Raw genomic sequence first — 19,961 nt, forward strand, 5'->3', positions numbered from 1 at the left:
GCATGCCGATGTCGACCACCACCACACCCATCACCGTGATCACTGGGGGCAGTCGCGGCCTTGGCCGCAATGCCGCGCTTGCGCTCGCTGCCGCAGGCAACGATATCGTGCTGACCTACCGCAGCCAGGCCGACGAAGCCGCCGCCGTGGTAGCAGAGATCCAGGCACTGGGCCGGCGCGCGCATGCGTTGCCGCTGGATGTTGCGCAGGCCGAGACCTTCAGCGCATTCGCCGCGCAGCTGAAGGACGTGCTCGCCGATTGGGGGCGCACGCAGTTCGATGCCTTGGTCAACAATGCCGGCACCGGATTGCATGCGGCCATTGCCGATACCACGCCCGCGCAGTTCGATGCGCTGGTGGATATCCATCTCAAGGGGCCGTACTTTCTCACCCAGACGCTGCTACCGCTGATCGCCGATGGCGGGCGCATCCTCAACGTGTCGAGTGGCCTCGCGCGCTTCGCGCTGCCAGGTTCGTCCGCCTACGCGATGATGAAGGGTGGGGTGGAAGTGTTCACCCGCTATCTTGCAAAAGAGTTGGGCGCGCGTGGCATTCGCGCAAATACGCTGGCGCCGGGCGCCATCGAGACCGACTTCAATGGCGGCAGCGTGCGCGACAACGCGCAGGTCAATGCGATGGTGTCCTCGGTCACCGCACTGGGCCGGCCCGGCCTGCCGGACGATATCGGGCCGGTGGTGGCGGCGTTGCTCGCACCCGGTACCGGATGGATCAATGCGCAGCGCATCGAGGTCTCGGGCGGGATGTTGATCTGATTTGATGAGTCAGACAGTGCGGCGATGCCGTTCGACGGCATCGCCGCTTGCAAGCCAGTGCATTGGTGAGCGCGATGACGATGCGCGGCGATGTATGCCGGGCGTTGCGTCGTTGCCTCACTGCAGGATTTGATCGCCATGCAATACGGGATAGGGATTCAACGCCTCTCCCTTCCACCACTGCTTTTCCGGTCCCAGGCGATGGATCTCGAAGTGCAGATGCGGTGCGGCCGGATTGGCATTGCCGGTGCTGCCGACATAGCCGATGACCTGGCCACGTTTGATGGACTGTTTTTCGGCCAAACCATCGGCGTAGCGTTCCAGATGCGCGTAGTAGTAGCAGTACGTGCCGCCGGGCTCGAACTGATACACGGTCAGCCCACCGCGTTCGCTGTCGAACAGTTTTTCGACCGTGCCATCTGCCACCGCAAGTACCGGCGTACCGGCCGGCGCCAGGATGTCGATGGCGTCATGCACGCGGCCTTCGCTGCGTGCGTCGGTGAAGGTGTCCTGCAATTTGCTGCGGTCGATGCCCTGTACCGGGATCAGCAGACCGGTGCCCGCTGACGTTGTATTGGCTGCCGGAGTAGAAGCCGGTGGTGCGGGCGCGGCCGGACTTGGCTGTGCAGGCACAGCATCCGATGGCAGCGATGTCGGTGCGGGTTGCGCAGCAGATGCAGCAACCACTGCAGTGTCGGTGGGCTGCGCAATCACCGTCGGCGCACTCGCCGACGGCGTGACTGTTGCTTCCGGCGCGCCGCGTTCCAGCCACCAATAGCCGCCTGCACCGATTGCCACGCCTGCAACCAGAATCATCAGCAGTTTCATGCTTACTCCTGCATCACCACCGGGACCGACGGGCCGACCACGCTGGCCAGATTGACCACGTCCCAATTGGTCAGACGCACGCAGCCGTGCGATTCGGTCTTGCCGACATGGCCGGGCTCCGGCGTACCGTGCAGCCCGTAATGCGGTTTGGACAGGTCGATCCACACCCGGCCAACCGGATTGTTCGGGCCTGCCGGCAACGTGGCTTTTTGATCGCCTTTTTTCGCGTCCCAGAACAGCTTGGGGTTGTACTTGAACACCGGTTCGCGCGAGATGCCCAGGATCTTCCAGCGCCCGATTGGCAACGGATCATGCTTGCTGCCCGACGACACCGGGAACTGTGCGTAGACCTTGCCGTCGGCATCGAACAGGCGCAGCGTCGAATCGGATTTGTCTACGATCAGCTTGGCCGGTTTGGCCAGCGGCGCAACGCCGTCGATGTTGGGAACCTGGATCACGCCGCCGGCCTTGCTCAACTCCACGCCGGGGTTGAGCTGGCGTAGCAGCGCCGGGTCGGCGTGGAAGCGCTCGCCCAGTGACTCATCCACCGAGGTATAGCCGAGCGAAGGCAGCTTGGCTTGCTCTGCGGGACCCTTGGGAATTGGCTGGAACGGGCCGGCAACGTCGGCATCGGTGAGTGTGTATTGCACCATCGCCGGCGTGCTGTCGGCCTGCAGTGCCTGCCAGGTGGCGTCGTCCAGTTCGCCGGTCACCTTGATGTTGTGCTCGGCCTGAAACCCGGACACCGCGCGCTTTTGATTCGAGCCACGTTCGCCATCGATCTGGCCCGGCGAAAAATGCGCGCGGTCCAGCAGTACCTGTGCATGCAGATCCGAGCGTGGGCCGGTCGCCACGGCCTTTGCGGCAGGCGTAGCCGTCGGCGCAGGTGCGGTAGCAGGCGGGGGTTGCTGTGCCTGTGCCAGCGCAGACAGCGAAGCGCTCAACGACAGAGCGAGCAAACAAACGCGAGCGTAAGAGCGTGATGGCATGTGCAGATCCGGGAAAGGCATGCGCGCACCTTGCCCGACCGGGCTGCGCTCTCTGCGTGAAATGGCTGCACGCCGACTGACTTGAGATTTGGTGTCGCTGGGGCCAGTGGCCAATCACGACGATACGGTGCTGCGTTGCGCGACCGCCTGCGCGACACCGCCACGTTGCGCGCGGTGTCGCGGACAGGTGCGCATGTGCAAGTCCTCACCATCGGCCGGAAATCGATCGCCTGCCTCATGCGCAGACAATCGGCCGATGACCTGTGCGCCCACGTCCGAGCGCACGCATTTGGCCGCGTGCCGCACACGCTTTGTCGTCAGTAGGTATAGCCCACTGTCAGCAGGTACGCCCGCCCGGTCTGCACATAAGCACCATCGGCGCCGGGGTCGTAGGCCATGTAGCGATCGGACTTGCCCTGGGTTTCGTAGAACGTGGCGGCGTTGAGCAAGTTCCTGGCCGACACGCCCACGTCGACGTGGTGCGGCAGGTGATAGGTGGCGCTGAAGTCCAACGACTTGACCGGCTGCAGGTAGTAATTGAGCCGGTCGCTGGTCAGCCCCAGCAATTGCAGGCCGGTGTAGTGGTAGCTCAGGTCTGCGCGCAGGTGCGCATCGTCGTAGAACAGATCCAGGTTGTAGATGCGCTCGGGCGCACGCGGTAACCAGGTTTTTTCCGGCTGATCGGCCCGTTTGCTGTCCGCTTCGCTGCGCTGCAGAGTAAGGTTGGCGGTGACGCCAAGGTTGCTCCAGATGCCCGGCAAATTCTGCAAACGCTTGCTGCCGGCCAGCTCTAGCCCGTACAGCGTGGCGGTGCCGCCGTTCTGCGGCATGGTCACCGGTACGCCGTTTTCGAAGGTAGTGCCGGTGGGCACCAATCCGCCGAGTGTGTTGTCGTTGCTGGTGGCCGACTGCGAGGTGTAGATGAAGCCGGTGATGCGCTTGTAGTAGGTCGAGGCGCTGAGCACGCCGCCGTTGTGGTCGTAGAACTCGGCGGACAGGTCGGCGTTGTCGGCCTTGCTCGGCTGCAAATCGGGGTTGGGTTTGGAAATGCCGACCACGTGCTGGGTGTCATCGATGGTGTACACCGTTTCGCCGGAAATCAGGCCGAAGGCCGGGCGGCTGAAACTGCGGCGTAGCGAGGCGCGGTAGACGGTGAGATCGTCTGGCCGATAGTTGATGCTCATGCCGGGCAACACTTGCCCATAGGTGCTGCCGGTGCCGACGAAATTGCCGCTGTTGCCGTCGCCGCTGGATTGCCAGGAATCGGCCGAGTAGCGGGTCAACTCATAGCGCACGCCGGGCAGGATGCTGACCTGGCCGACATGCAGCGCGGCCATCGCGTAACCCGAATAGATCGCTTCGGTGCTGGAGGTGGTGTTGGCGTTGTAGTCGTTGGGGGTATAGACGCCTGCGCCGTTCGGGTCGTCGATGTATTTGTAGGGCAGGGCTTGCGCGCGCATCCAGTTGCGGTCCAGCAGTTTGAACGGACCTGCGTAATGCCCATCGAAGGCGTTGTAGGTAAGACGGCCGGGAATGGCGCTCAGCGGCGGTCCGCCCGCGGTGGGGAAGGCGTAATTGGGGCCACCGAAGTACGGCCCGTTGCTGACGAAGTTGCCGTCCTTGTGGAAGAACGGGTGATCGTAGGCGCCGCGGTCGGAGTGATCCGCAGACAGGCCGACCTTGACGCTGTCCAGCACATCGCCATCGACCTGGTAGGTGATATCGGTATGCGCATTGATGCGGTTGTCGTGACTGCCGGCATCGTGGCCTTGCACTTTCCACAGCAGCGACGAATCCAGGTTGTAGAAGAAGTCCTTCAACGTCGCCGCGCTGGGGCCGATGCCGGGGTAGGTCGGGTCGCTGAGGTCGAAGGCGAAGCTGCCCGGGGTAAAGCCATACAGACTGGCCGACACATAATCCGGCCGGCTGCGCGTACCACGCCCCACCGAAGCGCCGTAGTCGAAGCGCAAACGGTCCAATGTGGTCTGCCCGCCAAGCTGCAAGGTCGCCAGCTTCTCGTCGATGTCGTGGGTATTGAAATAGCCGCCGCGCACCGCCGTGGGTTGGTTGAGATAGGTTTCCAGGCGCGCACTGGATTGATCCTGCTGCCCGGTGACGCCGTAGCTGCCATAGATGGCGCGCGCATAGAGCGCACTGTTGTCGCCTTGCCAATCGAGCGAGAGGTTGCCGCCATAGCGTTCGATCTGGCTGGTGTACACGCTGTATTTGTAGCGCGTGCTGATCAACGGGCCGACAGCGCGCAGATCGGTTGCATTGGCCAGCGCGGGATCGGCCGGCACATATTTGCTGTTGGGCGCCGGTGCCTGCGCCATGTTGTTGTTCTTGCCGTAATAGGCCGATGCGTAAACGCCGAACGCATGGTCGCTACCAAATTTCCAGGCGATTTCCTGCTGGAACGTACCGCCGGTGTGCTTGCCGCCCAGGTGCAAGGCCAGTGCGTTGAGCTGGCCTTGCGCGGTGCTCTTGGCATACACGTCCTGGTCGAAATCGAACGCATTGGGCGTGCGCATGTCGATCGCACCGCCAATCGCATCGCCGGGCATGTCGGGTGTGGGCGACTTGGACACCTGCACCGACTGGATGCCGAACGGCGCCAGCATGTTCAATGAGATCGCGCGCGTCGACGCATCGGTTTCCGGCATGCCGAAGCCATTGAGCGTGTACGCGTTGTAGCTGGCGTCCATGCCACGGATGCTGACGTAGGCGTTCTCGCCGGTGGTGGCCTGGCCCAGATGCATGTCGCTGTACGACGACAGACCCGGCAGATGCGCCACGACATCGGCGATGCCGCCGGACGGGATGGCGTCGATCTGCTGCTTGCTCATCACGCTGTTGACGCTGCTGGACAGGCGTTGCTCGTTGAGCGAACCGGGCGTGGCGGCATGCTTGGCCTGCACGTTGACCGAATCCAGCGTGGTGGTGGCCAGCTCGGGCGTCTCGGCCAATACGGGTGCAGACAGCACCAATGCGATGGCGCAGCTCAGGCGATGGAGGGTGCGGGGAGTGTGCATACGGGGGCTCGTGTAAGAGCAGCTAATAAACCTACTGTGCAGTCGTCAGGCGGGCGCGTCCGGTGCTCGGTGCGGCATGTACCACGCGTACACGCCGGTTCCTCCGCGCCGTCCACACCCATCTGACGACTGCTCGCTACGTTTTGTTAGCCGCTCCAAGTGAAAGGAACGCCTGGCCGTGACGCGGGCGCGGGCGCGGGCGTGCAGTGCCGATGCCTTCCATTGCGGCGGATCTGTGTTTGCATCTATGCGATGTGCGCCAATGCCAGTGGCGCCGATCAGTGACTCAGATCGACGCCCTTGCAGTGCGTTGGCGGCCGCTGCGGATTGCAGCGCGCCACCGCATCGCCATCCAGGCGCACCTCGTAACCGGTATTGGCCGGCTCGTGTGCGGGAAAGTCGGTGCTCAGCAACTGCGCACCACTGGCCAGCATGCTGTCGCGGCGGGTGGTGTCGTGTTGCTGTGCTTCTTTGAGGTCTGCATCGGTTCGCGTGCGCACCAGGTAGCCGGCCTTTACCAGTTGCGTAATCGTGTCGGCAGGTCCGTCGTTGAGTTCGGTGAATGCAGCATCGTCTTCGCCAGGCACGGCATTGGTGAAACAGACCCGGCCACGCAGCGACGGATGCCCCGGCAAATAGCTCGCACCGGCGGTACGTTGGTCGAGCAAAAACACCACCTTGCCGCGCGTCTCGGCCAACGAGGGCCAGCCATGCGCACGCACCGCCGCGTTGAGCGTGCGCGCGCTGCCACGCACCTGGTCGGGGCTGACGTATTCGCCCGGTCGAAAGACCGAGCGCAGTTCTGCATCCAATGCATCCATGGCCTTTGCATCGAACGGCTCAGGCTGCACGCTGGGAAAGCCCAGCTGCACAGGCGCCTGCTTGGTTTCCAGCAGGATGAAGATCGGCACGTGCCCGGGGTGTTGCCTGGACCAGTCGCGCACCTGTTGCAGGCAGGCGATCAGCGGCTGGCACGTGCTGCGTTGGTCAACGTCCTGCACGTGCATGACCTTGAAGCCGGGTGTGTCCATCACGCCGGCGGGTGCGCTGGCCGGTGCTGGCGGCAGCCCGGCCTTGGCAATCTGCGCGGCGATCGCCGGGTGTGCGTAGCGACCACCCTGGGCATCGGCAAACACGTCCAGTTCCAGCTGCCTGACGCCATCGTCCAGCTGTTGCGTCAGCGGCGGATGGCGGTAATCCAGTGCCGCGAATAACGCGGGATTGAGCTGTTTCAGCAGCGTGGCTTCGCTGGGTGCAAACCCGGCGTGGTAGCTGTTGTGGCTGCCGACGTATTGCAGGTCGGTGAGGCGCGGCGCAGCAGCTAGCGCAAGATTGCTGGTGATCAAGGCGGCAAACAGTGCAGCGTGCGGCAGCTTGCTTCGTTCGATGCGCGACTGCTTCGCTTTGCGGTGGATGGCTGAACAACGTGCGGGAAAAACCGGAACAAAACCCATGCGGCGACGCCAGGAAACAAGGTGGTCGCCATCATCCGGGCGTAGCTTGACGCACATCTTTCCGCAGTGTTGCCGTCGTGCGTCAGTCGCTTCGAGACGTGCAGGCGAATCCAGTGAATCACTAGAGTGGCTAACACAACGTAGCGAGCAGTCATCAGGTGGGTGCAGACGGCGCGCGCAGAGCCGCAGGGTACGAGTGGTACATGCCGCACCGAGCACCGACCGCGCCCGCCTGGCGGCCGCACAGTAGTTCTGTTAGCTGCTCTAAATGATTAGTTTCATCGTGGTGTTGTTTGGCGCAGCGCATAGGCCAGCAATCGTGCCTGGAGACGCTCCCCAATCGTGCGCGGTGTGTCCAATGCCATGCGCTGCAGGCAGGCCGCGTCGTCAGCCGTGTCGCTAGCGCGCGATGTCACTGCACGCGCCAGCGTCGCCAGCATTGCGCCCTTGCTGGCGGTGGCACGTTTGAGCCATGTCAGTGCGCGTAGCAAGCGTTGTTCGACCGCGGTGAAATCGCTGCCGAGCGGATAATCGGGCAGGCTGCCGTCGCGCCGGAATGGCGCTATCGCCTGTTCAAGCGCGTCGGGCGTGTTGTGTTGTGCGCGCGCAGGTAACACGGGTGCCGTGCGCAGCTTGCGTGACTGGGCGGCTTGCGCAAGCAGCGCGTCCTGAAAGCGCGCATCGCAGATGCCGGCCATTTCCACCACGCACTCCTGATCGGTCTTGTGGCGCAGATCGGCGATGCCGTACTCGGTGATGTAGATGTCGCGCAGATGGCGGGGAATCGTGGTGTGGCCGTAATTCCAGCGCACATTGCTGGCGGCGTCTGCGCCGGCATCGCGGGTGGCGCGCAGCATCAAGGTGCTACGTGCCTGCGGCAAGGCGTGCGCCATTGCGACAAAGTTGTATTGCCCGCCGACGCCGGAGACCACACGGCCATCTTCCAGGCCGTCGGAGACCGCCGCACCGAGTGCGGTGGCCATCATGCAGGAATTGAAGAAGCGTGCATCGCGGCGCTGCAGCCGCTCCAGCGCTTCATTGCCGCCATACAGCTGATTGATCTCGCTGATGCGGCGCATGCCGATGGCATTGCGGGTGTCGGCATCCAGATCGCGCAGCCATTGATAGAAGTCCGGCGAGCCGAGATAGAACGCGCCGTGCAGGAACTCGCCTTCGTTTGCCAGGCGCGCATGATCGGCGGCATCAGCGCTGCCATCGGCGATACGCTGCATCAGCGGTAGATCGTCGTGCACCTTGCGACGGATCACGCCGCTGTCCACCAATTGCTTGAAGCCTTCGTTGAGCATTTCGCTGCAGCCATACAAGCCAATCGCAAACGGCTCAAGGCCGCCGCTGGCACGCACGCTGGGGTGCGCCTCCAGGGTTGGATCCAGCGCCTGCAGCACGCGGCGATAGGTCGCATTGTCGGTATGCCGCAGTACCAAGGCATGACTCAATGCGTCGGCCAGCGTGCCGATGCCGATCTGCAAGGTGCCGCCATCGCGCACCAGCGTGCTTGCATACAGGCCGATGGCGTAATCGACGGTCGTCACCGGTTGCCGCGGCAGGCCGAACAAACGCGGCGAAGGGCCGGGCAGGTCGATGATCAGATCGAAGAACGCTGCATCCACCGCGGCAGCGCCACCCATCCACGGCAGCTGCGGGTCCACTTCGGCCACCAGCAGCGGGCGTGACAGGCTCAATGCCTGCACGGCGTCCAGCGTGTCCTGGGTGATGTCGTTGTTGCACGACAGCGACAGCCGCGTACCACCGGGTTCGCGCGCGACTTTCTGCACGATCAGATTCGGCGCGCGCTGCGCCACTGCGGCCGCGGCATGCGTGTAGTTCAAGCTGGTGTAATCGGCTTGCGCCTGCGTGGACTGCAGCAGACCGCCGGACTGCATGTAGAACTCTTCCACCTGCACATGCGCCGGTAAGGCATCGCGCAACATGGCATCGACATATGCAAGCCGCGGGAAGTCCTCGCCGAAGTGACGTGCGATAAACCCAGCCGCAAAGCGCGCCTCAAGCCCCTTGCCCGGCCTGGGTGGATTGAGCGACAGCGCGGTATACAACGCCAGCGGACGTGCGGGCGTGTTCTCGATCTGCGCGTACAAGGCATTCAACAGCCGATGCGGCTTGCCGATGCCCAGCGGTGCACCCACCCGCAACGGGCCGTCGATGCGTTGCAGGATCCGTTGCACGGCGGAAGGGAGGTCGGTGAGATGTTCGGTCATCCGTGCAGGGTAGCCGAGCCGATGCGGCGCTGCCCGCCTTGCAGTGCGTGTTCGCCAATGGTGGTGCCGCCGGAACGCCATGCAGGCATGCCGCTTGACAGGCATCCTGTTTACGCATGTAATCGCAAAAAAATTACGGGTGTAATCGCATGTCGATCAGCGATGCGGAAGCGGTGGTGATGCAGGTGCTCTGGGACCGTGCGCCGCGAACGGCGGACGAGGTGGTTGCCGCGTTGGCGCAGACCCATTGGGCCGAGCCAACCGTCAAGACCTTGCTCAACCGGTTGCTCAACAAGGGCGCCATCGCAGCGCAAAAAGAGGGGCGCAAATACCTCTACACGCCGCTGTTGCAGCGCGATCACTGGGTGCAGCAACAAAGCGAAGGGCTGCTGCAACGTCTGTTCGGTGGGCGGGTTGCGCCGCTGGTGGCGCACTTCAGCGAACGCGGAAAGCTCAGCGCCTCCGACGTTGCCGAATTGAAGCGTCTGCTCAAGGAGTTGGACGATGAGCCCTGATGCGCTGATGTGGCTGCGCGCCACGCTATACACCACGGTTGCGTTGCTGGCGTGCCTCCTGCTGCGCCGTCCGCTGCGTACCTGGCTGGGCGCCACGGCAGCCTATGCACTTTGGGCCAGCGTGCCGCTCGCGTTGCTGGCGGCAGTGCTACCTGGCCCGCCAGTGGGTGCGGTGGTAGTGCAGCTGCCGGCGCTGGCTGCCATCCCGTTCGCATCAGATACCGGCACTGGCGCGCCAGGTGTGCAGCAATGGCTGATCGCAGTGTGGCTGGCGGGCGCCGTACTGAGCGCGGTCATCATGTGGTGTGGCCAGCGGCGCTTTATGCACAGTCTCGGTGCGCTGCATGCGTTGGACAAGACGCTGTGGCTGGCTACGCATGATGTCGGTCTGCCGGCCTCGCTCGGACTTTGGCGTCCGCGGATTGTGCTGCCGATGGATTTCACCACGCGCTATAGCGCCGACGAGCGTGCGTTGATCCTGGCCCACGAGCGACTGCATCTGCGCCGTGGCGATCTACATGCCAACCTGCTGGCGACCGTGCTGCTGTGCATCGGCTGGTTCAATCCGCTCCTGCATCTGGCGTGGCGTGCATTCCGGCTGGATCAGGAGTTGGCGTGCGATGCCGCCGTGCTTGCGCGCCATCCGGACAAGCGTCGCAGCTATGCAGGGGCGATGCTCAAATGCCAACTGGGCGACAGATGGTCGCCGTTGGCGTGCCACTGGGCCGCGACGCATCCGTTGACGCAACGCATTGCCGCGCTACGTGCGCCTGCGCTGGAGGTGCGCCGTGCACGGTGGAACGTGTGCATGGTGATGTTGGTTGCAACCGTCGCCAGTCTTACCTGTTGGGTCATCCAGCCTGCGCGTCTGAGCGCGACACCGACGCCAGGCAATGCAGTGGATTTCAGCACGATGCCGCCGCCCCGCTATCCAGCCGAAGCGATCGCTGCAAACCTTGCAGGCCTTGTCGAGTTGCAGATCGATGTCAGCCCAAGCGGCGCACCCGACCACGTCGTGATCGTGCACAGCCAGCCAGCCGGAGTGTTTGATCAGGCCGTGCTAGAGGCAGCGCGTCACTGGCGCTTCAAGCCCGCCACTGCAGACGGCAAGCCGGTGGCTTCCCGGGTACGTGTGCCGGTCCGGTTCGAGCTGGATCCGCCGGAACAGGCGGGTGCATCCAGCGATGTTGGCGGCGGCCAGCGCCTTGCCTCGCAATCCAGTCGCACCGATAACTGCGTGGCATCCGCAGGATGCGCAAAACAAGGAGCACCGCAATGAAGTACGGTCTGGCATGGTGCAGCGTCGTCGCTCTGAGCCTGTGCGGATGTGCAACGCAGCGCACGGCAGAGCAGGAGCGTAGCCAGCGTGAGGATTCGGTGGATCAACGCATGCTGTCGCCGCAACCGGGTGGTGGTGGCGCTGCTGCGATAGCCTCGTACACGCTGGCGGAAACGCAGCGGTTTCGCATGCCGCGCGCCTTGCGCAGCGAGGCGCCGGTGCTGCCGGCCGATTCGCCACGTCAGACCTTGCCGGCAACCACGGTATGCGCACACGTGATTCTTGCCGAAGACGGCGCAGTGCAACGCGTGGACCCCCTGTCCGATCGCGACGAGTGCGTGGCCGGGCGACTGCCGGAGAACACCGACCTGCTGCAGGCCGTGCGCACAACCGTGCAGCACTGGCAATTCGTGCCGGCCGCACTGTGCACGTATGCACCTGGTGTGGCACAGCCTGCGGCACTGGACGACTGCACCGGCGCGACGCATGAAGAACCCGTACCTGTGACGTTGTCGTTCGCGTTTACCTTCGAAGTGCGGCAAGGCAAGGTGAGCGTGCGTACCGGCAAGGTTGCGCAATGAAGGGGCGTGATTGCGACGCTTGATTTCGGCGTGCGTGGTGACAGGTGTCGCGCAGCAGTGACGTTCAAACGGTCATCCTATAGGCGCTGGTTTGGCCAAGAGCAGCTAACAAAAAGACTGTGCTCACCACCATGCGGGCGCTTCCGGTGCTAGGTGCGGTATGTACCATGCGTACACTCCAGCTCCTCCGCGCCGTCCACACCTACCTGACGACTGCTCGCTACGTTTTATAAGCCGCTCTATGGCGCGGCAATCATCTATAACGTGCAGACGATAACTCGCGGATCACCGTGATGGGTGTCGGCTCAACACGAGTGCCGGTCGCATACAGCGGACAGCCCGCACCGCCGCCGTATCGCCCATCAACGTCTCACTCCAACACATGCACGCTGTCGGCAATGCGCTGCACTTCATCCGGGTTGTGGCTGACGTACAGCATCGGCAGACGGATCTCGTCGCGCACGCGCTGCAGGTAAGGGATCAATTCTTCGCGGCGCGCCTGGTCCAATGCGGACAACGGTTCGTCGAACAACAGGATGGCCGGTTGCGACAGCAATGCACGGCCGATGGCCACACGCTGCGCCTCACCACCAGACAGGTTGCGCGGGCGGCGATGCAGCAGCGGGCCGATGCCGAGCAAGGCCACCACGTCGTCGAATCCGAACGGCGCCGCACCGCGCGCATGCCGACCGTAGTGCAGGTTGCGCCGCACATCCAGATGCGGGAACAGCCGCGCATCCTGAAATACATAGCCAATGCTGCGTCGATGCGTCGGCACGTCCACGCCCAGCGCGTGATCGAACAGACAGCGCCCATCGATGCGGATATGCCCGTCCTGCGGACGCATTAGGCCGGCAATCGCATTGAGCACGCTGGTCTTGCCGGCACCGGAGGGGCCAACCAATGCCACCACGCGTGCGTCGTCCTGGATACGGATACGCCGCTGAAAATGGCCGCGTTGCAGCTGCAGATCGAGATCCAGCATCAATCGTCCTCGCGTCGGTACTGTCTGCGCACCAACCACTCGGACAACAACAGCGCCGCCAGCGAGATCGCCAGCGCCACGCCGGCCAGGCGCCATACGCCCGATTCCATGCCCGGCACCTGCATCAAGCCGTAGATGGCCGACGACAGCGTCTGCGTCTCGCCGGGGATATTCGACACGAAGGTGATTGTGGCGCCGAATTCGCCAAGCGCCTTGGCGAACGCCAGCACCATGCCGGCCACCAGACCCGGCCACGCCAGCGGCAGAGTGATGCTGAAAAACACCCGCCACGGGCCAGCGCCAAGGGTTGCTGCGGCCGCTTCCAGGCGGCGGTCGGTGGCTTCGATCGACAGCCGGATCGCGCGCACCATCAACGGAAATCCCATCACCGCGCAGGCCAATGCCGCACCGGTCCAGCGGAACGCAAACTGCACACCGAGGTGTTCCAGCAGCCAGCTGCCGATCGGCCCCTGTGTGCCCAGCATCACCAGCAACGCATACCCGGTGACCACCGGCGGCATCACCAGCGGCAGATGCAGCAATGCGTCCAGCAGCGCCTTGCCCGGAAAGCGGCGCCGCGCCAGCAGCCAGCCGCAGGCGATGCCCGGCGGCAGGCTGGCAATTGCGGCAACCAGCGCGACCTTCAGGCTCAGGCCGATCGCGGTGACTTCTTCAGCGGTGAACATCGACAGGCGGCGTGCCTCAATCCTTCAACGAAAAGCCGCGACGCACGAAGATCGCCTTGGCCGGCTTGCTGCTCAGCCACTGCACGAACTTGGCGGCATCGGGCGTGCTGCTGTTTTTCAGGACCGCCACCGGATACACGATGGCGTCGTGGCTGTCTGCGGGAAAGGTGGCGACCACGCGCACCTTGGGGTCGGCGCGTGCGTCCGAGCCATAGACGATGCCCAGCGGCGCTTCGCCGCGCGAGACCAGCATCAGCGCGGCGCGCACGCTCTCCGATTCGGCCAGGCGGTTGCTCAGCCCATCCCACTGGCCCAGTTTGCGCAGCGAGGCGGCGGCGTATTTGCCGGCCGGCACGCTGTTGGTCTGGCCCACTGCCAGGCGTCCATTCTCGCCAAGCGCCTTGACGATGGCGCCGGGTGTGCGTGGATCTACCCGCACCTTACTGGTGGCCGGTGCGATCAGCACCAGCGTATTGCCGAGCAGGTTGCGGCGCTGCGCCGGCACGACCAAGCCGCGCTGCTGCAGGTAGTCCATCCATTCCAGGTCGGCCGAGAAAAACACATCCGCCGGTGCGCCTTGTTCGATCTGCCGCGCCAATGCGGAACTCGCCGCATACGACACCCGCACCGGCGTGCCGGAGGCTTTTTCGTAAGCGGCGGCGGCCTCGTCCATCGACTCCTTGAGGCTGGCGGCGGCGAACACGGTGACCGGCGGCGTCTGCGCAGCGGCCAGGACGGGCAAAGCGAGCATCAACGCACACAGGGCGCGCTGCCAGAAACCGATCGTTCGCATGGGAATGTCCAACCGAGGGAAGGCACCGATCATAGCGGCTGCGCCCGACCGGCGTGGCGAACGCCAACGGGCGCTACGGAGCCACGTCCTCGCAGCGGCCTGCCTGAAGGTTTGCCTGTAATGCGGGCCGGATCAGTTTCGGCTCGGGCAGGGTAGCGTCGCGTGCCTGCCGTTGGGCGACGAATGCTTCGACATCGACGCCATCGCGCACATGGACATTGCTTCGCCGCTGCTCGCCAATGGTGGTCCGATGCGCCACTGCCCGGCCACCGGGGCCATAGTCATGGCAGACGAACACGCGGGTGTCGTCGGCAAGCGCGTACAGGCGCTGGATCGATGCGTACAGTTGCCGCGCATCGCCGCCAGGAAAATCGCAGCGCGCCGTGCCCGCGTCGGGCATGAACAACGAATCGCCGGGAAACAGCGCATCGCCGATCAGATACGCAATGCTGTCGCTGGTGTGCCCGGGTACCGCGATAACGCGCACCTCGATGCCGCCGAGCAGAAAGTGTTCGTCATCGGCAAACAGATGGTCGAACTGCGAACCATCTGGGCGAAAGTGCTGCGGCAACGCATAACGCGACGCCAGCGTCTGCTGCACCTGGCGAATTCCTTCGCCGATCCCGACCCGCGCTTGGGGCCACTGTTGCTTCAACCACTGCGCGGCCGACAGATGATCGGCATGCGCGTGGGTTTCCAGCAACCAGTGCACGTGCCAGCCGCGTTGCCGGATGGCATCGACGATGGCCTGCGCGGTGTGGGTCCTGATGGCGCCGGTGTCCGCTGCATAGTCCAGGGCCGGGTCGATCACCGCCGCCGCGCCGGACGCCGTATCGGCGACCACGTAGGTGAAGGTGCTGCTGTCGGCATGGAAGAACGCAAGAACCTCGGGCTGCATCACTGTCTCCACGTTAGGGAGTGGCCAACGCGGCGTTGAGGACGGCGGCCAGTCGGTCGCCTGCCAGCCGCAACTGCGTCTCGGCAATCGGACGATAGGTGGCGATGTAGCCGGCCGGCAACACGTGCGCTGCCGGGTACACGCCCGGCGTGACGGCAATCTTGCACGACGCCTGCGCCCAGGCCGCAGCAGGCGGCGGCAGCGCGGGAGAGACCGCCGTGGCCGCAGGCAGCGCCAGCAGGCGTTGCAGGTAGGCATCGTCGCTGAGGTGGCGATCGTTGAGCATGCCGCTATCCCACAGCGCATGCAGGTTGCTGCCCTTGCCATCGACCTGCAGCTGGAAATCGTTGCCGCCCTTGTCGTGCGCATAACCGGCGTGCATCGGCTGATGGATATCGCCGACAAAATGCACCACAAACTTCAACGCCTGACGGCGCGCGTCCAGCGGCTGGCGACGGTCGGCAAGCACGGCGGTCTGGCGGTCGAGTGCGGCGATCACGCAGTTACCATCCGGGCAATCGCGCGGCGGCGCATAGCTGCAGTCGTGTTCGGCGAGGTTGACGTAATGCCACGGCCCCGAGCGCTTGCCCAGATCCGGATCGTGTTCGCGCAATTCATCGGCCCAGCTCGCGACCCCATGCAATGTCGGGTCCGGCTCGCCGGCAAGCAATTGCGCCACTTGCGCGCGCGCCTGCGGGCTCAATTCGGTTTCGGCAACGCGCGCCACCAGACGGTGGCCCTGCGGGCCCCAGGCGAATGCGGTGACGGGCTGGATGGCCGCGGTCAGCGCCACGGCAAGCACAACAAGAGAGGGGGAGAACGTCTTCATCCCCCGATTGTACGCAACCGTCCGGGACGGTTTGATGGCTGTTGTTGCCACGTCGCCGCGCATCAACGCGACGGTGGCAGCGCGATCAGTAATAGACCAGGTACGAGATGCCATAGGTCAACGGATCGACCCGCGCCTTGCCAAGCCGCGCGCCGTTGAAATCGACATTGCTGCGCGAATCGGTCCAGCGCGCATCCACGCGCAGCCCGCTGCGGTCGTTAAAGATGAAGTCCACACCGACATGCGCGGTGGCGCCGACCGAGTCGCCAAACCGCAGCTCGCTATTGCCGAACGCTTGCTCGGTGTCTTCGCCCAGGAAGGTGGTGTAGTTGATACCCACGCCCACGAACGGCGATACCGTGCCGTAGCCATTGATGTGGTACTGCAACAACACGCTGGGCGGCACCGACCAATAGCTGCCCACCTTGCCGACGCCTTCCAGCTCGAGATCGTGCTTGCCTGCCACGGCGGCATGCACCTCGATACCGAGGTTGTTGCGGATGAAGTATTCGTAGGTGAACGACAGCGCGGGCGCGCCCTTGATCTCGGCGCGTGCGCCGCCGAAGTTGCCGCTGTCGGACTTGGGCGAGACATAGCCCGCGCCGTAGCCGGTCGTCCAGTGGCCGGCCGACTGTGCAAGCACGGGAGTGGCCGAAGCGGCCAATGCAATGGCGAGGGCGGTGCGGATGAACATGCTCATGGAATCCCCGGTAGGTCGGACAGGCGTTCGACGTGACTAACCTGTCCGCAACTCCGGCGGTGGATGCACGTCCCTGGACGTCAAGTGTGCCAGAGATGCACCGCGCTTGCTGCTGTGACTTAGAGTGGCTAACAGAACCTGGCGAGCAGTCGTCAGGTGGGTGTGGACGGCGCGCTCAGAAGCGGCGTGTACGCGTGGTACATGCCGCACCGAGCACCCGCCGCACCCGCCTGGCGGTGAGCACAGTCCTTTTGTTAGCTGCTCTTAGAACCGGTAGACGTACGCCGCGCCGTAGACCAGCGGGTCGATGTTGACCGTGCCGATGCGGGTGCCGTTGAGGCGTGCTTCGCTGTCGATGTCGATCCAGCGTGCGTTGACGCGCAGCGCGCCACGCTCACTGAGCTTGAAGTCCAGCCCGGCGTGCAGGGCCAGGCCCCACGAATCGTCCAGTTCCAGCTGGCTACCGGCCAACGCGCCGCGGGTGTCGGTGCTGAAGAACCGCGTGTAATTGATGCCGGCGCCGACGAACGGCGACACCTTGCCCTGGCTGTTGAAGTGGTACTGCAGCGACACTACCGGCGGCAGATGCTTGGTGCTACCGACGCGGCCCAGCCCACGCAGAGCGATGTCGTGCTCGAACGGCAGCGCTGCCAGTACCTCGATGCCCAGGTTGTCGGCGATGAAGTATTCCGCGGTAAAGGTCGGTTTGATGTCCTTGCCCACGTCCGCTTCGAGCGTGCCACCGACCAGGCGGCCATTGTCGGATTTAGGAGCAACCTGGTGCGCGCCGACGGCAACGGTCCAGTCGCCTTTGGATTGAGCCAGTGCGGGGACGCTGGCAAGGCTGGCGGCCAGGCCGGCGAGCAGAAGGGTAGAGCGCATACGCATAGAGATTCTCGTTGTGTGCAGGGGTTGGACGAAGTCTTGTAGGTTTGCGCGGCTGCCGCCTTGATCCTGATCAAACCAAGGCCACTACGCGCCGGGGCATCGCGATGCGGGTGGTCATGCGTGGACTGCAGCGTCGCTGCGCAATGGCAGCAGCGCTGCGCGCCGTGGCGGTCATCGCATGCAGGTCGCAGGTCGGATGTGCAATGCGCTGCGGACCGCGCCACCGTCGGCGGGGGAGGTGTGCCGACGGTGGCGCGCGGGAGGCCGCAGACAGCGGGCGGCGTACTCCGAGGCGCCCGCATTTACTTGGCCTTGGCGACCTGCGGCGCATCCACTTCCGGCATCGCCGAGCTGTGGTGGTTGATGATCAGCCACTTGCCGTCGCGCTTCTCGTAGACGAAGGTGTAGCGCGCCTGCACATCGCTCTTCTTGCCGCTCTTGTCGGTCAGCGTGAAGGTGTAGACGCCGGCATCCACCGCGCTGTCGTCATCGAGCACACGTACGGTGCGGTAATTGATCACGCCCTTGGGCTTTTTGGTCAGGAACATTTCGAAGTAGTTTTCGATCTGCTCGCGCGAGGCGCGCACTTCGTTGGAGACCGTCGGCAGCAGCACGCCGTCCGGTGCATACAGATCGGCCACCTTGTGCGGGTTGCCTGTCGCCAGCGCGGCGTTCCAGGTGTCGAACAGTGCGGCGACTTCACGTGCTTCACCGTCGACGGGCAGCGCTGCCTTTTCGGTGTAATGCATCACGCCAGCGGCCAGCGCCGGGGTGGCAGCCAGAGCCAAAGCCAGAGAGAACAGGGTGCGACGCATGGGAATCTCCGTGTAGTTGATTGGGTGCCTCAGCAGGCAGAGCCAGTATCGAAATCCACGGAGCGCCGAAATGCTGCTGTTCGGCATATGCATGAATACGCTTTTCGGCGTATTTAGTTGAATTGTAAGTATTTGGAAAATAAAGCGTATGCGTTGATTCGGTGCGTTGGGTGACGCTTGGCCCCGATGACGCGATTTGCGCCTGGGACGCTGCATGGGGGATCAGTGGACAAGGTCGGCGAGCAAGTCGTGCCATCAGGCGCAACGCAGAACGCCGTGCACCTGCGTCCGCCGAACTGGACAAGGGGCGCCGCGGACGGGTTGAAGGCAGGCAATGAATCATCCCGAACCCCCGCCCACACGCAACAGCACGGCCGTCCAGGGAGGACGCTGTTAGAATGTCATCCCCTTTCCATCCGCCGCGCTGTCGCGGCCGCAGGAGCTAGTGAACATGGCAATCAAGGTTGGCATCAACGGATTCGGTCGCATCGGACGCAACGTGCTGCGCTCTGCGGTGCAGAACTTCGCCAATGACATCGAGATCGTGGCCATCAATGACCTGCTCGAGCCCGACTACCTGGCCTACATGCTGCAGTACGACTCGGTGCACGGCCGCTTCAAGGCCGAGGTGTCGGTCGACGGCAACACCCTGATCGTCAACGGCAAGAAGATCCGCCTGACCCAGGAGCGCGACCCGGCCAACCTCAAGTGGGATGCCGTGGGCGCCGACGTGGTGATCGAATCCACCGGCCTGTTCCTGACCAAGGAAACCGCGCAGAAGCATATCGACGCAGGCGCCAAGAAGGTGATCCTCTCGGCTCCGTCCAAGGACGACACACCGATGTTCGTCTACGGCGTCAACGACAAGACCTACAAGGGCGAGGCGATCGTTTCCAACGCCTCGTGCACCACCAACTGCCTGGCGCCGTTGGCCAAGGTCATCAACGACAAGTGGGGCATCAAGCGCGGCCTGATGACCACCGTGCACGCGGCCACGGCCACGCAGAAGACCGTGGACGGCCCATCGAACAAAGACTGGCGCGGTGGTCGCGGCATTCTGGAGAACATCATTCCGTCCTCTACCGGCGCTGCCAAGGCCGTGGGCGTGGTGATCCCGGAGCTCAACAAGAAGCTCACCGGCATGAGCTTCCGCGTCCCGACCTCGGACGTCTCGGTGGTCGACCTCACGGTCGAACTGGAAAAGCCGGCCACCTACGCCGAGATCTGCGCCGAAGTGAAGGCACAGAGCGAAGGCGCGCTGAAGGGCATCCTGGGTTACACCGAAGACAAGGTCGTGGCCACCGATTTCCGCGGCGAGACCTGTACCTCGGTGTTCGACGCCGACGCCGGCATCGCGCTGGACTCGACGTTCGTCAAGCTGGTGTCCTGGTACGACAACGAGTGGGGCTATTCCAACAAGTGCCTGGAAATGGTGCGCGTTGTTGCGAAGTAAGTTCTGACGTCGTGCAAAAAACCCCGGCTAGCCCGGGGTTTTTTTATGGGCGTTTCGCTCGTTCCGGTGGCAGGGCCGGTGGGGCGTGGATGTAAAGCCGCAGGTGTCCCCCAGACGTGTTGTCCGCCCCATGGCATGCGCAAGCTGCGCGGCTGGCTTTACTGCAAGACGCAGGCGCCTGGTACGCGAGCCACCTGCTTTACCGTCCAGGTCGTCTTGGGGGCAG

18 protein-coding genes and 4 other RNA genes are annotated in these 19,961 nt (G+C 64.1%); 7 read left to right on the forward strand and 15 right to left on the reverse strand.

The window, feature by feature from the left end; translation table 11 throughout:
• The first annotated feature begins 8 nt into the window (after positions 1–8).
• Positions 9–773, forward strand: a complete 765-nt coding sequence (locus tag VC212_RS06615) for an SDR family oxidoreductase (protein WP_055848694.1) — start codon at positions 9–11, stop codon at positions 771–773.
• A gap of 117 nt (positions 774–890) precedes the next feature.
• On the opposite strand, the gene VC212_RS06620 is transcribed toward VC212_RS06615, so the two are convergent.
• From VC212_RS06620 to VC212_RS06630, 3 genes are all read right to left on the reverse strand, one after another.
• On the reverse strand, positions 891–1,601 hold the full coding sequence (locus VC212_RS06620; RefSeq protein WP_323514633.1) for a M23 family metallopeptidase: 711 nt from the start codon (positions 1,599–1,601) through the stop codon (positions 891–893).
• A 2-nt stretch (positions 1,602–1,603) separates the two neighbouring features.
• Entirely contained in the window at positions 1,604–2,533 is a 930-nt protein-coding gene (locus VC212_RS06625) for a L,D-transpeptidase (RefSeq protein WP_323514817.1), read from the reverse strand.
• A 374-nt stretch (positions 2,534–2,907) separates the two neighbouring features.
• Entirely contained in the window at positions 2,908–5,622 is a 2,715-nt protein-coding gene (locus VC212_RS06630; protein ID WP_323514631.1) for a TonB-dependent receptor, read from the reverse strand.
• Between the two features lie 76 nt (positions 5,623–5,698).
• Here VC212_RS06630 and VC212_RS06635 point away from each other — a divergent pair.
• A non-coding RNA gene (locus VC212_RS06635) (sX9 sRNA) lies at positions 5,699–5,774 on the forward strand.
• Positions 5,775–5,900: 126 nt separating this feature from the next.
• On the opposite strand, the gene VC212_RS06640 is transcribed toward VC212_RS06635, so the two are convergent.
• The 3 genes from VC212_RS06640 to VC212_RS06650 form a co-directional block, all read right to left on the reverse strand.
• Positions 5,901–7,076 (reverse strand): phosphatidylinositol-specific phospholipase C1-like protein, encoded by a 1,176-nt coding sequence (locus VC212_RS06640; RefSeq protein WP_323514630.1) that lies wholly within the window; start codon positions 7,074–7,076, stop codon positions 5,901–5,903.
• A 128-nt stretch (positions 7,077–7,204) separates the two neighbouring features.
• A non-coding RNA gene (locus VC212_RS06645) (sX9 sRNA) lies at positions 7,205–7,281 on the reverse strand.
• 73 nt (positions 7,282–7,354) lie between these two features.
• Positions 7,355–9,313, reverse strand: a complete 1,959-nt coding sequence (locus VC212_RS06650) for an acetyl-CoA hydrolase/transferase C-terminal domain-containing protein (protein ID WP_323514629.1) — start codon at positions 9,311–9,313, stop codon at positions 7,355–7,357.
• Between the two features lie 149 nt (positions 9,314–9,462).
• Here VC212_RS06650 and VC212_RS06655 point away from each other — a divergent pair, with 149 nt between their 5' ends.
• The 4 genes from VC212_RS06655 (at position 9,463) to VC212_RS06670 (ending at position 11,924) form a co-directional block, all read left to right on the forward strand.
• On the forward strand, positions 9,463–9,828 hold the full coding sequence (locus VC212_RS06655; protein WP_115513745.1) for a BlaI/MecI/CopY family transcriptional regulator: 366 nt from the start codon (positions 9,463–9,465) through the stop codon (positions 9,826–9,828).
• Positions 9,818–11,107 carry a TonB family protein gene (locus tag VC212_RS06660; RefSeq protein WP_323514628.1) on the forward strand — a complete coding sequence of 430 codons (1,290 nt, stop codon included), beginning with the start codon at positions 9,818–9,820 and terminating at the stop codon, positions 11,105–11,107. The genes VC212_RS06655 and VC212_RS06660 overlap by 11 nt, the downstream gene beginning before the upstream one ends.
• Positions 11,104–11,688 (forward strand): hypothetical protein, encoded by a 585-nt coding sequence (locus VC212_RS06665; protein ID WP_323514626.1) that lies wholly within the window; start codon positions 11,104–11,106, stop codon positions 11,686–11,688. The genes VC212_RS06660 and VC212_RS06665 overlap by 4 nt, the downstream gene beginning before the upstream one ends.
• A gap of 160 nt (positions 11,689–11,848) precedes the next feature.
• A non-coding RNA gene (locus VC212_RS06670) (sX9 sRNA) lies at positions 11,849–11,924 on the forward strand.
• 134 nt (positions 11,925–12,058) lie between these two features.
• Here the strand turns inward: VC212_RS06670 and modC are convergent.
• The 9 genes from modC to VC212_RS06715 all read right to left on the reverse strand — a co-directional run bounded on the left by modC (position 12,059) and on the right by VC212_RS06715 (position 18,282).
• Positions 12,059–12,673 carry a molybdenum ABC transporter ATP-binding protein gene (modC, locus tag VC212_RS06675; protein WP_323514625.1) on the reverse strand — a complete coding sequence of 205 codons (615 nt, stop codon included), beginning with the start codon at positions 12,671–12,673 and terminating at the stop codon, positions 12,059–12,061.
• A complete protein-coding gene (gene modB, locus VC212_RS06680; RefSeq protein ID WP_323514623.1) occupies positions 12,673–13,359 on the reverse strand; it encodes a molybdate ABC transporter permease subunit in 687 nt (228 codons plus the stop codon). Before modB ends, modC begins: the two co-directional genes overlap by 1 nt.
• Positions 13,360–13,375: 16 nt before the next feature.
• A complete protein-coding gene (gene modA / locus VC212_RS06685; RefSeq protein WP_323514622.1) occupies positions 13,376–14,152 on the reverse strand; it encodes a molybdate ABC transporter substrate-binding protein in 777 nt (258 codons plus the stop codon).
• A gap of 73 nt (positions 14,153–14,225) precedes the next feature.
• Entirely contained in the window at positions 14,226–15,050 is an 825-nt protein-coding gene (locus tag VC212_RS06690) for an MBL fold metallo-hydrolase (RefSeq protein WP_323514621.1), read from the reverse strand.
• Positions 15,051–15,063: 13 nt separating this feature from the next.
• Positions 15,064–15,837 carry a S1/P1 nuclease gene (locus VC212_RS06695; protein WP_323514815.1) on the reverse strand — a complete coding sequence of 258 codons (774 nt, stop codon included), beginning with the start codon at positions 15,835–15,837 and terminating at the stop codon, positions 15,064–15,066.
• A gap of 127 nt (positions 15,838–15,964) precedes the next feature.
• Positions 15,965–16,579, reverse strand: coding sequence for an OmpW family outer membrane protein (locus VC212_RS06700; protein ID WP_115554470.1), 615 nt, complete (start codon positions 16,577–16,579; stop codon positions 15,965–15,967).
• Between the two features lie 126 nt (positions 16,580–16,705).
• A non-coding RNA gene (locus tag VC212_RS06705) (sX9 sRNA) lies at positions 16,706–16,782 on the reverse strand.
• A gap of 61 nt (positions 16,783–16,843) precedes the next feature.
• On the reverse strand, positions 16,844–17,467 hold the full coding sequence (locus VC212_RS06710) for an OmpW family outer membrane protein (RefSeq protein WP_055848732.1): 624 nt from the start codon (positions 17,465–17,467) through the stop codon (positions 16,844–16,846).
• 302 nt (positions 17,468–17,769) lie between these two features.
• Positions 17,770–18,282: a calcium/calmodulin-dependent protein kinase type II gene (locus VC212_RS06715; protein WP_311260603.1), complete on the reverse strand. Its 513-nt coding sequence runs from the start codon at positions 18,280–18,282 to the stop codon at positions 17,770–17,772.
• 451 nt (positions 18,283–18,733) lie between these two features.
• On the opposite strand from VC212_RS06715, the gene gap reads away from it, so the two are divergent.
• Positions 18,734–19,735: a type I glyceraldehyde-3-phosphate dehydrogenase gene (gene gap, locus VC212_RS06720; RefSeq protein WP_005988872.1), complete on the forward strand. Its 1,002-nt coding sequence runs from the start codon at positions 18,734–18,736 to the stop codon at positions 19,733–19,735.
• Positions 19,736–19,961: the final 226 nt, after the last annotated feature.

Source organism: Xanthomonas sp. WHRI 8932A (assembly GCF_035012785.1).
Lineage (GTDB): Bacteria > Pseudomonadota > Gammaproteobacteria > Xanthomonadales > Xanthomonadaceae > Xanthomonas.

Excerpts from the sequence above, each read along its gene's own strand:
- VC212_RS06710 (WP_055848732.1), bottom strand. The coding sequence starts at position 17,467 with ATGCGTATGCGCTCTACCCTTCTGCTCGCCGGCCTGGCCGCCAGCCTT.
- VC212_RS06665 (WP_323514626.1), top strand. The coding sequence starts at position 11,104 with ATGAAGTACGGTCTGGCATGGTGCAGCGTCGTCGCTCTGAGCCTGTGC.
- VC212_RS06655 (WP_115513745.1), top strand. The coding sequence starts at position 9,463 with ATGTCGATCAGCGATGCGGAAGCGGTGGTGATGCAGGTGCTCTGGGAC.
- VC212_RS06690 (WP_323514621.1), bottom strand. The coding sequence starts at position 15,050 with ATGCAGCCCGAGGTTCTTGCGTTCTTCCATGCCGACAGCAGCACCTTC.
- VC212_RS06620 (WP_323514633.1), bottom strand. The coding sequence starts at position 1,601 with ATGAAACTGCTGATGATTCTGGTTGCAGGCGTGGCAATCGGTGCAGGC.
- VC212_RS06715 (WP_311260603.1), bottom strand. The coding sequence starts at position 18,282 with ATGCGTCGCACCCTGTTCTCTCTGGCTTTGGCTCTGGCTGCCACCCCG.
- modB (WP_323514623.1), bottom strand. The coding sequence starts at position 13,359 with ATGTTCACCGCTGAAGAAGTCACCGCGATCGGCCTGAGCCTGAAGGTC.
- modC (WP_323514625.1), bottom strand. The coding sequence starts at position 12,673 with ATGCTGGATCTCGATCTGCAGCTGCAACGCGGCCATTTTCAGCGGCGT.
- VC212_RS06650 (WP_323514629.1), bottom strand. The coding sequence starts at position 9,313 with ATGACCGAACATCTCACCGACCTCCCTTCCGCCGTGCAACGGATCCTG.
- VC212_RS06615 (WP_055848694.1), top strand. The coding sequence starts at position 9 with ATGTCGACCACCACCACACCCATCACCGTGATCACTGGGGGCAGTCGC.
- VC212_RS06640 (WP_323514630.1), bottom strand. The coding sequence starts at position 7,076 with ATGGGTTTTGTTCCGGTTTTTCCCGCACGTTGTTCAGCCATCCACCGC.
- VC212_RS06630 (WP_323514631.1), bottom strand. The coding sequence starts at position 5,622 with ATGCACACTCCCCGCACCCTCCATCGCCTGAGCTGCGCCATCGCATTG.
- gap (WP_005988872.1), top strand. The coding sequence starts at position 18,734 with ATGGCAATCAAGGTTGGCATCAACGGATTCGGTCGCATCGGACGCAAC.
- VC212_RS06700 (WP_115554470.1), bottom strand. The coding sequence starts at position 16,579 with ATGAGCATGTTCATCCGCACCGCCCTCGCCATTGCATTGGCCGCTTCG.
- VC212_RS06660 (WP_323514628.1), top strand. The coding sequence starts at position 9,818 with ATGAGCCCTGATGCGCTGATGTGGCTGCGCGCCACGCTATACACCACG.
- modA (WP_323514622.1), bottom strand. The coding sequence starts at position 14,152 with ATGCGAACGATCGGTTTCTGGCAGCGCGCCCTGTGTGCGTTGATGCTC.